The 13,998-nt window shown below is 72.0% G+C and carries 11 protein-coding genes; 5 read left to right on the plus strand and 6 right to left on the minus strand.

Features of this window, described 5'->3' with window-relative positions; genetic code table 11:
- Positions 1–66: 66 nt before the first annotated feature.
- Positions 67–525, minus strand: coding sequence for a MarR family winged helix-turn-helix transcriptional regulator (locus ACH499_RS33770; RefSeq protein WP_356206919.1), 459 nt, complete (start codon positions 523–525; stop codon positions 67–69).
- A 101-nt stretch (positions 526–626) separates the two neighbouring features.
- Here ACH499_RS33770 and hemB point away from each other — a divergent pair, with 101 nt between their 5' ends.
- Entirely contained in the window at positions 627–1,619 is a 993-nt protein-coding gene (gene hemB, locus ACH499_RS33775; RefSeq protein WP_356206916.1) for a porphobilinogen synthase, read from the plus strand.
- A 43-nt stretch (positions 1,620–1,662) separates the two neighbouring features.
- Here the strand turns inward: hemB and ACH499_RS33780 are convergent, their stop codons facing one another.
- Positions 1,663–2,409 carry a DUF4232 domain-containing protein gene (locus ACH499_RS33780; protein WP_399020810.1) on the minus strand — a complete coding sequence of 249 codons (747 nt, stop codon included), beginning with the start codon at positions 2,407–2,409 and terminating at the stop codon, positions 1,663–1,665.
- A gap of 210 nt (positions 2,410–2,619) precedes the next feature.
- On the opposite strand from ACH499_RS33780, the gene ACH499_RS33785 reads away from it, so the two are divergent.
- Complete coding sequence (locus ACH499_RS33785; RefSeq protein ID WP_399020812.1) at positions 2,620–4,176, plus strand: helix-turn-helix domain-containing protein; 1,557 nt, start codon at positions 2,620–2,622, stop codon at positions 4,174–4,176.
- Positions 4,177–4,243: 67 nt separating this feature from the next.
- Entirely contained in the window at positions 4,244–5,455 is a 1,212-nt protein-coding gene (locus ACH499_RS33790; RefSeq protein WP_399020814.1) for a PLP-dependent aminotransferase family protein, read from the plus strand.
- Between the two features lie 109 nt (positions 5,456–5,564).
- Here ACH499_RS33790 and argS read toward each other — a convergent pair whose 3' ends face one another.
- The gene (gene argS / locus ACH499_RS33795; RefSeq protein ID WP_399020816.1) at positions 5,565–7,328 is read right to left on the minus strand and encodes an arginine--tRNA ligase; all 1,764 of its coding nucleotides are present in this window, start codon (positions 7,326–7,328) and stop codon (positions 5,565–5,567) included.
- A gap of 154 nt (positions 7,329–7,482) precedes the next feature.
- Between argS and lysS the strand changes: the two genes are divergently transcribed.
- Complete coding sequence (gene lysS, locus ACH499_RS33800; protein WP_356206583.1) at positions 7,483–9,225, plus strand: lysine--tRNA ligase; 1,743 nt, start codon at positions 7,483–7,485, stop codon at positions 9,223–9,225.
- Between the two features lie 72 nt (positions 9,226–9,297).
- Here the strand turns inward: lysS and ACH499_RS33805 are convergent, their stop codons facing one another.
- The 3 genes from ACH499_RS33805 to ACH499_RS33815 all read right to left on the minus strand — a co-directional run bounded on the left by ACH499_RS33805 (position 9,298) and on the right by ACH499_RS33815 (position 12,598).
- Positions 9,298–10,614, minus strand: coding sequence for a DUF2637 domain-containing protein (locus ACH499_RS33805; RefSeq protein ID WP_399020818.1), 1,317 nt, complete (start codon positions 10,612–10,614; stop codon positions 9,298–9,300).
- A gap of 91 nt (positions 10,615–10,705) precedes the next feature.
- The gene (locus ACH499_RS33810) at positions 10,706–11,605 is read right to left on the minus strand and encodes a DUF3558 family protein (protein ID WP_399020821.1); all 900 of its coding nucleotides are present in this window, start codon (positions 11,603–11,605) and stop codon (positions 10,706–10,708) included.
- Positions 11,606–11,722: 117 nt separating this feature from the next.
- The gene (locus ACH499_RS33815) at positions 11,723–12,598 is read right to left on the minus strand and encodes a DUF3558 domain-containing protein (protein ID WP_399020822.1); all 876 of its coding nucleotides are present in this window, start codon (positions 12,596–12,598) and stop codon (positions 11,723–11,725) included.
- 204 nt (positions 12,599–12,802) lie between these two features.
- On the opposite strand from ACH499_RS33815, the gene ACH499_RS33820 reads away from it, so the two are divergent.
- The gene (locus tag ACH499_RS33820) at positions 12,803–13,996 is read left to right on the plus strand and encodes an RtcB family protein (protein WP_356206591.1); all 1,194 of its coding nucleotides are present in this window, start codon (positions 12,803–12,805) and stop codon (positions 13,994–13,996) included.
- Positions 13,997–13,998: the final 2 nt, after the last annotated feature.

Genomic DNA, 13,998 nt, shown 5'->3' on the forward strand with positions numbered 1-13,998 from the left:
AGGGCGCCCGGTGGCGGGCGCCGGGGCCGGGACGAACGATCCGATCGTGCCCGGCGGGGGCCGGGGTCAGTGGTGCCAGGCGCGGCCGCCGGTGTTGTGGACGAAGCGCTGGAGGACCTTCATCGTGGTCAGGTACTCCTCGTCGGATATACCGGCGTGGCGTTCCTTCCACAGGTCGTCCTGGAGGGCGGCGGCCTTCTCGTAGAAGGCGCTGCCCTCGGGGGTGAGGGTCAGGCGGCCGTCGGGGTGCTCGGTGATCCAGCCGGCGGCGACGGTGGCGTCGATCTCCGCCTCCATCGTCTCGTCGCCCGTGGCGAGGTAGCCGCTCAGGAGGCGGGTGATCTCGTCGCGGGTCCTCGGGGTGTCCGCGCGGGCGACCTGGGCGAGGACCCACCACTGCGGCTGGGTGGTGCCGATACCGGCGAGGGCGGCACGGGTGCGGGTGACGACGGCGTCGTAGGCGGCCCAGCTCCAGTAGCCGATGGGCTGGCGGATCAGTTCTGCGTCGCTGTGCGAGTAGTCCATGACGGCGACCGTAGAAGCTCAAGTTTGGTCGAGGTCAAGGGTTCCCCGGGCCGACTCGGCGTCGGCAAAGGCACGGCGGGGGCGGGCGTAGCGTAGGTGCCATGACGACGTACGGATCCTTTCCCGGCACCCGGCCCCGGCGGCTTCGGACCACTCCCGTCATGCGCCGGATGGTCGCCGAGACCCGGCTGCACCCCGCCGACCTGATCCTGCCCGCCTTCGTGCGCGAGGGCGTGAGCGAGCCGGTGCCGATCGCGGCGATGCCCGGCGTCGTGCAGCACACGCGGGACAGCCTGAAGAAGGCCGCCGCGGAGGCCGTGGAGGCCGGGGTCTCCGGGATCATGCTGTTCGGCGTGCCCGAGGACGCCAAGAAGGACGCCGCCGGGACGGCGGGCACCGACCCGGACGGGATCCTCCAGGTCGCCCTGCGGGACGTGCGGGCCGAGGTCGGGGACGAACTGCTCGTCATGTCCGACCTGTGCCTCGACGAGTTCACCGACCACGGGCACTGCGGTGTGCTCGACGCCGAGGGCCGGGTCGACAACGACGCGACGCTGGAGCGGTACGCCGAGATGGCGCAGGTCCAGGCCGACGCCGGTGCCCACGTGGTCGGCCCCAGCGGGATGATGGACGGCCAGATCGGCGTCGTCCGCGACGCCCTCGACCAGATCGGCCGGGAGGACGTCGCGATCCTCGCCTACACGGCGAAGTACGCGTCGGCCTTCTACGGGCCCTTCCGTGAGGCCGTCGGCTCCTCACTGAAGGGGGACCGCAAGACCTACCAGCAGGACGGCGCCAACGCACGCGAGTCCCTGCGGGAGCTGGCGCTCGACCTGGAGGAGGGCGCCGACATGGTGATGGTGAAGCCGGCGGGCCCCTACCTCGACATCCTGGCCAAGGTCGCCGAGGTCTCGGACGTCCCCGTCGCCGCCTACCAGATCTCCGGCGAGTACTCGATGATCGAGGCCGCCGCCGAGAAGGGCTGGATCGACCGCGACCGGGCCATCCTGGAGACGCTGACCGGCATCAAGCGGGCCGGTGCGCGCAACATCCTGACCTACTGGGCCACCGAGGTCGCGCGCACCCTGCGCTGACCGGATCCCGGGGGCCCTTCGCGCAGGGGGTGCGGGCACCCCTTCAGAAGCCGAGGGCCGCGTCCACGCTGGTCTGCCAGTAGGTGACCGTCAGGGCGGTGTCGACGTACACGCCTCCGGCGGGCAGGGCGACCCTGGCGATGGAGCCGTCCTCGAAGGGGATCGTGAGGGTGGTCGTCTCGTAGCCGTTCTCGCCGCTGCCGTCACCGGACGACAGCATCACTCCGGCGTACCCGGACTCGCCGGGGGCGACCCCGGTCAGCGCCTGCGGCTTCGTGGACTCCGCGACCGGCGGCACGGACTGGGCCTCGCCGAAGCGGGCCGCCGGGTACGGGGGCAGCACGCAGGTCTCCGAGCCGGTGTTGGTGGCGGTCAGCAGCAGGTGGTTGAGCGGGCGGGACAGCTTCTGCGCGGTGATCCTCACGTCGGAGGCGGAGCACTCGCCGGGCATGGGGGAGTCGTCCTCGCCGCCGGCCCCGCCCTGCGCGCCGGTGCCGCCCTCGCCGCCGTCGGCCGGGGCGGAGGAAGCGCCCTTGCCGCCGGAGCCGGGGGAACCGGCGGAGTCGTGGGAGTCCGTGCCCGAGCCCGTCGCGCCGGACGGGGCCTTGTCACCGCCCGTGGAGGCGGAGGAGTCCCCGGGCGGGGTGGACCGGTCCGTGACCGTCGCGGAGGCGGCCGGGCCGCTCTCGGCGTCCGTGTCCGAACCGCCCTCACAGGCCGTCAGGGCGAGCGAGGCCAGGACGGCCGTGGCGGCGGCGAACAGACGGACGCGGGTGGTGCGTGCGGACATGAAGGATCCCCGTTTCGGTGAGAGTCGAGTGAGCCGCTCGACCGTTCGCCGGGAGCGACTGCTTGGATGACCACAGCTTGGGGTCCGAGCCGTCCCGGCCGCCACAGGTGCCGTGACATGCGGGACAATGGGACGCCGGGAGCGGCTCTGACCTGGGGAAACGGTGTCCCGCTGGGATGCGGTACGGGGATGCGGGAAGAGGGAGTGACGGTGGCGGGGGACGATTTCGCGGGACTGCTGCGGGAGCTGAAGGAGCGGTCGGGGCTCAGCTACGGGGCGCTGGGCAAGCGGCTGCACATGAGCGCGTCGACACTGCACCGGTACGTCAGCGGGGAGGTCGTACCGGTCGAGTTCGCACCCGTCGAGCGCCTCGCCCGGGTGTGCCGGGCGACCCCGGAGGAACTGCTCGAACTCCACCGACGCTGGATCCGCGCGGACGCGCTGCGGGGCGTGAAGAAGGCCGAGAGCGCGGTGGCGGGGGAAGCCGCGGGGGCGGAGGCCGCCGAAGCCGCCGGGACGCCCGCCGGGGGGCGGGGCGGGACCGGTACGTCCGACTCGCCGGCTTCGGAGGGCGTGGCGGCCACGAAGGGTTCGTCCGCGACGGGTGCCTCGTCGGCCGCGCGGGAACCATCGGCGGCGGAGGCAGTGCCGGCTGCGGAGAACGCAGGGGCGACGGACAGCGCGTCGGCGGCGGGTAACTCGGCGGCGACAGAGGACTCGCCTGCAACGGCGGCCGCGTCGGCGGCGGATGCCTCCCGGGCTGCGCGAGCCCCCGAGGGCCCCTCGCCCGCCCCCGCTCCCTCCTTCACGCCGGACGCCCCGTCCGCACCGGACCGGCCCGCCGCGCCCCGGCGTCGGCGGCACCGCACCGCGCTGTACGCCGCGACCGGTGTCGTCGTCATCGCCGGTGCCGTGGCGCTCGTGGCGAACCTCGTCCCGGGCACCGGCGACGACGGGCGGCGGGGCCCCGCCGGGGCTGCCGGGGCCACGGTGTCGCCCGGCGCCCCGGTGTCCGGGACCGCGACCCGGCCGGCGTCGCCGAGCGCGAGCGCCTCCGCCTCGCCGTCGGCCTCCGCGTCCGTGACCGCGTCCGCCTCCGCCTCCGCGTCGGCGTCCGCGACGGGCGGCGACGAGGCCGCACCGGACCGCCGCCGCGCCCCCGCCGACGGGCCCGCGCTCACCGTGTCGACCACCCCGTACTTCTGGGACTCCCCCTGCGATCACGCCTTCCTGGTCGACCGCAGCCCGAAGAACGTGCTGCCCCCGCCCCCGCAGCAGGACGCGGTCGGCTGGGCCACCGCCTACGGCGCGGTCTCCGCGAACCGGCAGACGGTCGTCCTCACCGTGCAGGGCACCGGCGAGGAGACCGTCGTCCTCAAGGACCTGCACGTCCGCGTGGTGAGCAGCAAGCCGCGGCTGGACTGGGACCAGTACGTGATGGGCAACGGCTGCGGCGGCGAGGTGAACACCGCGTCCTTCGACGTCTCGCTCGACCTGGGCAACCCGCTGGCGATGCCGGTCTCGGGGCAGCGGGACTTCCCGTACAGCGTCACCGAGTCCGACCCCGAGGTGTTCCACGTCAAGGCGCACACCAGCGGCCACGACGTGAGCTGGTACCTGGAACTGGAGTGGTCGAGCGGCGACCGGCACGGCACGACGCGCGTCGACGACCACGGCAAGCCGTTCCGCACGAGCGCCTCCAAGGACGCCTCCTACTACGCGTACCCGCTCGGCAGCGACGCCTGGGAGTGGGTCGAGGGCACCTGATCCCGGACGCGCGTCCGCATCACGGAAACCTGCTTGTAGGCAGCAAGTATTTTCCTAGGCTGCGCGCATGATCGTGAACCAGACCGTGTGCGCCGACACCGCCGCCCTGCCGCCGCTCGCCGCGCGAGCCACGTCGGTCGGCGGTTCGCCCGTGCGGGACATCCTCGCCGTCACCGCCCGCCCCGAGGTGATCAACTTCGCGGGCGGGCTGCCGGCCCCCGAACTGTTCGACGCGGAGGGCATAGCCGCCGCGTACCGGGACGTCCTCGCCGAGGCGCCCGCGCGGGCCCTCCAGTACTCCACCACCGAGGGCGAGCCCACCCTGCGGGCCGCGCTCGCCGCCCGCACCTCGGCACGCGGGCCGGCCACCGACGCCGACGACATCCTCATCACCACCGGCTCGCAGCAGGCCCTGTCCCTGCTCGCCACCGCCCTGCTCGAACCCGGCGACGCCGTCCTCGTCGAGAGCCCCTGCTACCTGGCCGCGCTCCAGGCCTTCGGCTTCGCGGGCGCCCGGGTGATCGCCGTGCCGGGGGACGAGGACGGGCCGGACCCCGAGGCGCTGGAGGAGCTGGTGGTGCGCGAACGGCCCAAGCTGTTCTACACCGTGCCCACCTTCCAGAACCCGACCGGCCGCACCGTGCCCGCCGCCCGCCGCGCCGCCCTCGCCGAGATCGCGGGCCGGTGCGGGCTGTGGATCGTCGAGGACGACCCGTACGGCGAGCTGCGCTTCGAGGGCGAGCGGGTGCCGTGGATCGCCACCTTCGAGGGGGCCCGGGACCGCACCGTGCTGCTGGGCTCCTTCTCCAAGGTCATGGCGCCCGGGCTGCGGCTCGGCTGGCTGCGGGCGCCCGCGGCGCTGCGCCGGGCCTGCGCGGTCGCCAAGCAGGCCGCCGACCTGCACACCCCGACGGTCAACCAGCTCGCCGCCGCCCGGTACCTGGCCGACCGGGACCTGGACGCCCACGTCGCACGGGTCGCCGCGGCCTACGGGGAGCGCCGGGACGCCATGCTCGCGGGCCTGGAGGACGCGCTCCCGGAGGGGTCGGCGTGGACCCGTCCCGAGGGCGGCATGTTCGTGTGGGTCCGGCTGCCGCAGGGCCACGACACCACGGCCCTGCTGCCCGAGGTGGTCCAGTACGACGTGGCGTACGTGCCGGGCGCGCCCTTCTACGTCGGTGAGCCCGACCGCGCCACCCTGCGGCTGTGCTTCGTCACGCAGACGCCGGACGAGATCGCGGAGGGGCTGCGCAGGCTGGGGAAGGCGCTGCGGGCCTAGGGCCTGCCCGGCCGGGGCGGAAGGCGGCCATTGCCGGCCGCGACCGGGAAACGCCGAGGCCCGTCCTCTCCCCGGGGAGAGGACGGGCCTCGGCGTCCGGTCCGGGGGCTCAGAGCCGCTCGGGCGTCCTGATGCCCAGCAGGGCCATGCCCCGGTGCAGCGTGCGGGCCGTGACGTCGCACAGGAACAGACGGTTCTCCACCTGCTCCGGCGTCTCGGCCTTCAGCACCGGGCACTTGTCGTAGAACGACGTGTACAGCGAGGCGAGCTGGTAGAGGTACGCCGTCAGCTTGTGCGGCGCGTACTCGCGGGCCGCCTCCGCCACCGTCTCCCCGAACGCGTCCACGTGCAGGCCGAGGGCGCGCTCGGCGGGCGCCAGCGCCAGCTCCGGGCGCGCGGCCGGGCGGGTGCCGCCCGCCTTGCGCAGGATCGACTGGATCCGGGCGTAGGCGTACTGGAGGTAGACGGACGTGTCGCCGTTGAGCGAGACCATCTGGTCCAGGTCGAACTTGTAGTCCCGGTTCGCCGACGTCGACAGGTCCGCGTACTTCACCGCGCCGATGCCCACCTGGGCGCCCCGCTCGGCGATCTCCTCCTCGGAGAGGTCCTGGGCCTTCTCCCGGACGACGGCGGACGCGCGGTCGATCGCCTCGTCGAGGAGGTCGACCAGGCGGACCGTCTCGCCCTCACGGGTCTTGAACGGCTTGCCGTCCTTGCCGAGCACCGTGCCGAAGGCCAACTGCTGCGCCGTGACGTCCTCGTTCAGCCAGCCGGCCCGGCGGGCGGTCTCGAAGACCATCTTGAAGTGCAGGGACTGCCGGGCGTCCACGACGTACAGCAGCGTGTTCGCCTTCAGGCCGAAGACGCGGTCGCGGATCGCGGACAGGTCGGTGGCCGCGTACCCGTAGCCGCCGTCCGACTTCTGCACGATCAGCGGGACCTGGTTGCCGTCCGGGCCCTTGACGTCCTCGAAGAACACGCACAGCGCGCCCTCGGAGCGGACCGCGACGCCGGACTCCTCCAGCAGGCGGCAGGTCTCCGCGAGCATGTCGTTGTACCCGGACTCGCCGACGATGTCGGGGTCGCGGACGTCCATGTCCAGCTTCTCGAAGACCGAGAAAAAGTAGATCTTCGACTCGTCGACGAACTTCTGCCACATGGCGAGCGTGTGCGGGTCCCCGGCCTGGAGGTCGACCACCCGGCGCCGGGCGCGCGTCTTGAACTCCTCGTCCGAGTCGAACTTCTTCCGCGCGGCCTTGTAGAGGCGGTCGAGGTTCGACATCGCCTCCTCGCCGGAGACCTCGGCGTCCTTGTGGTCCAGCTCGTGCGGGTGCTCGTCCAGGTACTGGATGAGCATGCCGAACTGGGTGCCCCAGTCGCCGATGTGGTGGCGCCGCACGACCGTCTCGCCGGCGAACTCGAGGATCTGGCGGACCGAGTCGCCGATCACCGCGGAACGCAGGTGGCCGACGTGCATCTCCTTCGCCACGTTCGGCTGGGCGTAGTCGATCACCGTGGTGCCGGGCTGCTCGGACCGCGGCACGCCGAGGCGGCCCGTGTCGTCCGCGTACCGCGCCGCCAGGTTCCCGGTGATCGCCCGGTCGCCGATCGTGATGTTGAGGAAGCCGGGCCCGGAGACCTCGACGTCCGCGATCAGATCGCCGGTGGTGATGTGCGAGACGACCTCGGCGGCCAGCTCCCGGGGGTTCGCCTTGGCCTTCTTGGCCAGGGCGAGGATGCCGTTGGCCTGGTAGTCCGCCCGGTCGCTTCGTCGCAGCAGCGGGTCCGCGCCGGCCGCTTCCGGCCGGGTGGCCGTCAGGGCGGACGCGAGGTGCTGCTGGACGGAGTCGCTGAGGGACGTGACCGAGGCCATGGAGGGATTCGCCGTTCTGCTCGGGTTCCTGGAAGTACTACGGGAACCGAGTATCCCACGCGGTGAAAAGCGGTTTTCGCGGATGCGGGGAGGGCTGGGAGAATGGAGCGGTCAGCCGTGCGACCGTACCGGCTGCCCGAGCAGAAAGAAGGACGTGCCGATCGTGGCTCAGAGCACAGAGACCACCGACTGGGTCTCCCGTTTCGCGGACGAGGTCATCGCCGAGTCGGAGCGTCGTGCCCCGGGCAAACCGGTCGTCGTCGCGTCCGGACTCTCCCCCTCCGGCCCGATCCACCTGGGCAACCTGCGCGAGGTCATGACCCCGCACCTCGTCGCCGACGAGATCCGCCGCCGCGGCCACGAGGTCCGGCACCTGATCTCCTGGGACGACTACGACCGCTACCGCAAGGTGCCGGGCGGCGTCGCCGGGATCGACGAGACCTGGGCCGAGCACATCGGCAAGCCCCTGACCTCCGTCCCGGCGCCCAAGGGCTCCGCCCACCCCAACTGGGCCGAGCACTTCAAGGCCGCCATGGTCGAGGCGCTGGCCGCTCTCGGCGTGGAGTTCGACGGGATCAGCCAGACCGCGCAGTACACCTCCGGCGTGTACCGCGAGCAGATCCTGCACGCCATGAGGCACCGCCAGGACATCGACGCGATCCTCGCCCAGTACCGCACCAAGAAGGCGCCGGCGAAGAAGCAGCAGCAGAAGCCGGTCGACGAGGCCGAGCTGGAGGCCGCCGAGGGCTCCGGCGCCGCCGCCGAGGACGACGGCAGCTCCGGCTCCGCCGGGTACTTCCCGTACAAGCCGTACTGCGGCAACTGCGAGAAGGACCTGACGACGGTCACCGCGTACGACGACGACTCGACCGAGCTGACCTACGCCTGCACCGCGTGCGGCTTCTCCGAGACGGTCCGGCTGAGCGAGTTCAACCGCGGCAAGCTCGTCTGGAAGGTCGACTGGCCCATGCGCTGGGCCTACGAGGGCGTGATCTTCGAGCCCAGCGGTGTCGACCACTCCTCGCCGGGCTCGTCCTTCCAGGTCGGCGGGCAGATCGTCGGCATCTTCGGCGGCAAGCAGCCCATCGGCCCGATGTACGCCTTCGTCGGCATCAGCGGCATGGCGAAGATGTCCTCCTCCAAGGGAGGCGTGCCCACCCCGGCCGACGCGCTGAAGATCATGGAGCCGCAGCTCCTGCGCTGGCTGTACGCCCGCCGCAAGCCCAACCAGTCCTTCAAGATCGCCTTCGACCAGGAGATCCAGCGGCTGTACGACGAGTGGGACCGCCTCGACGCCAAGGTCGCCGACGGCACCGCCCTGCCCGCCGACGTCTGCGCGCACGCCCGCGCCGTGCGCACGGCCGCCGGCGACCTGCCGCGGACGCCGAGGCCGCTCCCGTACCGGACGCTCGCCTCCGTCGCCGACATCACCGCCGGCCACGAGGACCAGGCCCTGCGCATCCTCAGCGAGCTGGACCCGGCCAACCCGCTGGGCTCGCTGGACGAGGCCCGGCCGCGCTACGACAAGGCCGAGGCGTGGATCAACACCCACGTCCCCGCCGACCAGCGCACCATCGTCCGCGGCGAGCCCGACGCGGAGCTGCTCAAGTCCCTCGACGAGCCGTCCCGGCAGTCGCTGCGGCTGCTCCTCGACGGCCTCGCCGACCACTGGTCGCTGGACGGGCTGACCCACCTCGTCTACGGCGTGCCCAAGGTCCAGGCCGGGTTCTCCGCCGACGCCACGCCCAAGGAGCTGCCGCCGGAGATCAAGACCGCCCAGCGGACCTTCTTCGCGCTGCTCTACCACCTGCTCGTCGGCCGCGACACCGGCCCGCGCCTGCCCACCCTGCTGCTCGCGGTGGGACAGGACCGGGTCCGGACACTCCTCGGGGAGTAACCGGTCCCGGCATCACGGCGAAGGGGGCGCCCGGTGAACACCGGGCGCCCCCTTCGCCGTACCGACCGCCCGTCAGGCGATGTGGTTCTCCTCCAGCTCCGCGTTGAAGCGGTTGGAGAAGTGGACGACCAGGCGCTTGGCCTCCGCGTCCGGCAAGGACGTGCCGAACGTCGCCTCGATGTTCTCGCCGAACTCCCGCGGCGTCGGGAAGCTGTCGTCGATCGACTGCTTGAAGACCTGGTAGTACGCGTCCTCGTCCGGCTCCGCGGGCGGGACGCCGCCGCCGTCGCCCAGCTCACGGGTACGGCCCGGGACGACCGGGATCGGGAAGCTGCCGGTCTCCTCCGGAGCGGGCTCCTGGAGGGGCGGCTCCTCCTCGTACTGGTCGCGGTACTGGTCCGCCCGCTGCTGCTCCTCGTACCACTGGGCGTACTGCTCGGCCGGGTCGTACGTGGGGTCGTAGCCGCCCTGGTAGGCGACCTGGCGCGGGGTGTTGAACCAGGGGCTCTGCTCGGGCTCGGGCGCCGCCTCCGGCTCGCGCGGCGGCCGGGCGGCCTCGCGCGGGCCCTCACGCCGGGGCTCGGCGGCCGTCTCGTGGGCGCCGACCAGCTCCGGGCGCTTCTCCGCCGCCGGCGCCACCGCCGGGGCCGGGGCCGGGCTCTCCGCGGCCGGCCGCGGCGCCGGCGGGAGCAGCGCCGGCTCGATACCCGCCGCCGCCAGACCCGCCGGGGCCGTCTGCGCCAGCGGCACGCCGTAGCGGGCCAGCCGCAGCGGCATCAGCGACTCCACCGGGGCCTTGCGGCGCCAGGCACGGCCGAAGCGGGAACGCAGCCGGGCCTGGTACACCAGACGCTCCTGCTCCAGCTTGATCACCTGGTCGTAGGAGCGGAGCTCCCACAGCTTCATCCGGCGCCACAGCAGGAACGTCGGCACCGGGGACAGCAGCCAGCGGGTGAGGCGCACGCCCTCCATGTGCTTGTCGGCCGTGATGTCGGCGATCCGCCCGATCGCGTGCCGCGCCGCCTCGACGGCCACCACGAACAGCACCGGGATCACCGCGTGCATGCCCACACCCAGCGGATCGGGCCAGGCCGCCGCACCGTTGAACGCGATCGTCGCCGCCGTCAGCAGCCACGCCGTCTGACGCAGCAGCGGGAACGGGATGCGGATCCAGGTGAGCAGCAGATCCAGGGCGAGCAGTACACAGATGCCCGCGTCGATGCCGATCGGGAAGACGTAACTGAAGTTCCCGAAGCCCTTCTTGAGGGCCAGCTCGCGGACCGCCGCGTACGAACCCGCGAAACCGATCCCCGCGATGATGACGGCACCGAAGACGACCATGCCGATGAGAACGCGATGCGTCCGGGTCAGCTGTGGTGACGCGGCCACCCGTACTCCCCTCCCAGTGCCTGTTGTTGCGCGCAACAGGGTGGCACATGTGTGCGGTGGACGGGTGGCCGGTGGGGTCCCTGCCCGTTCGTCAGCTCTTCTTCACGGCCGACGAGGAAGGGGACTTCGACCGCGACCCGGAAGGCGACTCGGCCTGCGACGAGGAGGAAGAGTCCGAGGCGGACGCCCCGGACGACGCTTCCGCCGACGGCGAACCGCTCGCCGAACCGCCCTTGCCGGCGCCGCTGTTCGCGGCCGTCACCGCGGACACCGCCTCCTTGGCCGCCTTCTGCGCGGACTTGGCCAGGTCACCGGCGTCCGGCGTCTTGTCGCCCGCCAGCCCCGCCCCGTTGTAGTCGACGGTGACGACGACGTTCTCCACGCGCGCCACGACCGTCTGCTGCTTGAAGGTGCCTTCCTTCTTCTTCAGGTCGTAACTCACCACCGCGGCCTCGTCGCCCGTGCCGCTCGTCGGCGTCGTCTTCACGCCCTGCGCGCCCTCGGCGGTCTGCGCGTCCTGAAGCTGCTTCATGTAGTAGTCACGTGCCAGCTTGTCGGCCGCGCCGCGCGTCTGGTCCGACTCGAAGCGCAGCATCGACACGCTCAGCCAGCGGAACTGAGACCCCTTCACACCGTTGTCGTCGAGGCTGTCCCAGGAGCAGCTTCCGCGCGTCGCCGTGTCGCTGGACGCGCCCTCCTTGCCGGAATCCGCCTTCGGCACCAGGTCCTCCAGCGTCTTCTTCGACAGCGTCCTGCACGGCTCCGGAAGCTTCGCGTAAGCGGCGGGCGCCACCGTCGGTGTCGGGCTCGCGGACTTGGAGGCGGCCGCCTTCTGCGCGGCCTTGTCCTTCCCGTCGTCCGAGCCGGAGTCCGAGGAGCAGCCGGCTGCCACCAGCATCACGGGGAGGGCGGCCGCGCCGACAAGAACGCGGGTAAGTCGCTTCGCACGCTGATCACGCTGGGCTCGTCGCTGCATGGTTCCTTCACTCATGGCACTCGTGGTTCCTGCGTTCGGAACGGGTCCGAGGGGCCACCGTACGCGGTGGGCGCCGCGCGCGGTCCGGCCTCCCGCCCCTGACGGGAGCCCGGCACGAGAAGGCGAGCCGGCTCAGCCGCCCAGGGAATCAGCGAGCTGGGAGGCCAGTTTCCGCGCCCTGTCCTGCATTTCCTTGCTGTCCGGCAGCACGCCTGCGGTCGCCGGCTGCTCCGCGTACTCGACGGTCACCATCACGTTCGACGTGCGGAACGACACAGTCACCGTGCGCCGCTTCGCCGTCGAACCGGAGCTGCTCAGCTCGTCGTCGACGAACGCCTCGTCGCCCAGGTCGTCCAGCAGCCGCGGCTGGAGGTCGGTGGGGGTGCCGTCGGAGGCGGACGGGGTCGCGGAGGGCCCGGTGGCCGACGCCGACCCGGAGGCCGGTGCGGAGGGTCCGGTGCTCGGGCCGGCCGGCGACGAGGCGCCGGACGACGGGGCGCCGGAAGCGGGCGCGGATCCGGAGGCCGACTCGGAGCCGGACTCCGACTCGGCCGGGACGGGCAGGCCGGCGGCCTCCACCTGCTCGGCGAAGAGCTGTTCGGCCTGGCTGTCGTCGCTCACGGAGTTGTCGTACGACACCACCCGCTCGAAGTCGACGAAGAGGTGGTCGGTGGCCTGCGCCGACTCCACCTTCCAACGGCAGCCCACCTTGCGGTCGGTGTCGTACGCGAGCGTCGGCTCGCCCGCGTACGCCTTCTCGCGCTGCTGCTCGTCCGCGATCTCCGTGATGCCCGGCAGCAGGGCGTCGAGCATCTTGTGCCCGACCGCGTCGCACGGCTCGGGGAGGGTGCGGTACTTGCCGGGCTGGGCCGCCTTCGTCGTGACGCCGGGCTGCCCCGGGTTGGAGTTGTCCGTCGTGGCGCGGTCGCCCGAGCCGCCGGTGCAGCCGGCCAGCAGCACCGCCAGGACGGCGGCGGCGACGCCGGGTACGTAGGCCTTCCGCTGCACGGTGCGGCTCCTCTCGCCGGTGTGGCTGTGGTCGGTGCTCCAGTGTCCCCGCTGGTTATTCGCTTGCCGCGTGGGGGAGCCCGCTGGAGACAATGTGTATCGCACGCGCTGCCGTGAACGCCGGTCGGTTGTCCCTTTGTCCTGCCTTGGCGCCGGTTTTTGCGCTTCGAGACTTCTGTTGCCGTTCGGGGGAATGAGGACGATATGTCGTACGTCGAGATGCCGGGCGCGAAGGTGCCGATCCGGATGTGGACGGACCCGGCGACGGTCGAGGACGTCGCGCTGCAGCAGCTCCGCAACGTCGCGACCCTGCCGTGGATCAAGGGCCTCGCGGTGATGCCGGACGTGCACTACGGAAAGGGCGCGACGGTCGGCTCGGTCATCGCGATGCGGGGCGCGGTGTGCCCGGCGGCGGTGGGCGTCGACATCGGCTGCGGGATGTCGGCGGTGCGGACGTCCCTGACGGCGAACGACCTTCCCGGTGACCTGTCGCGGCTGCGCTCGAAGATCGAGCAGGCGATTCCGGTGGGGCGCGGGATGCACGACAGCCCCGTGGACCCGGGGCGGCTGCACGGCTTCGCCACGTCGGGGTGGGAGAGCTTCTGGGGGCGGTTCGACGGGGTCGCCGAGGCGGTCAAATTCCGTCAGGAGCGAGCCGGAAAGCAGATGGGAACGCTCGGATCCGGAAATCATTTTGTTGAAGTGTGCACGGATACGACCGGTTCCGTCTGGCTGATGCTGCACTCCGGTTCCCGCAACATCGGCAAGGAGCTCGCCGAGCACCACATCGGCGTCGCCCAGAAGCTGCCGCACAACCAGGGGCTGGTCGACCGCGACCTCGCGGTGTTCGTCGCGGACACCCCGCAGATGGCGGCGTACCGCAACGACCTGTTCTGGGCCCAGGAGTACGCGAAGTACAACCGCACGATCATGATGGCGCTCCTGAAGGACGTGGTCCGCAAGGAGTTCAAGAAGGCGAAGCCGGTCTTCGAGCAGGAGATCTCCTGCCACCACAACTACGTGGCCGAGGAGCGGTACGACGGCATGGACCTGCTGGTGACGCGCAAGGGCGCGATCCGCGCGGGCTCCGGCGACTACGGGATCATCCCCGGTTCCATGGGTACGGGTTCGTACATCGTCAAGGGCCTCGGCAACGAGAAGTCCTTCAACTCCGCCTCCCACGGCGCGGGCCGGCGCATGAGCCGGAACGCCGCCAAGCGCCGCTTCTCCACGAAGGACCTGGAGGAGCAGACGCGGGGCGTGGAGTGCCGCAAGGACTCCGGCGTGGTGGACGAGATCCCGGGCGCCTACAAGCCGATCGAGCAGGTCATCGACCAGCAGCGCGACCTGGTGGAGGTCGTGGCGAAGCTGAAGCAGGTCGTGTGCGTGAAGGGCTGACG

Origin of the sequence: Streptomyces sp. NPDC018947, from assembly GCF_044390505.1 — a bacterium.
Lineage (GTDB): Bacteria > Actinomycetota > Actinomycetes > Streptomycetales > Streptomycetaceae > Streptomyces.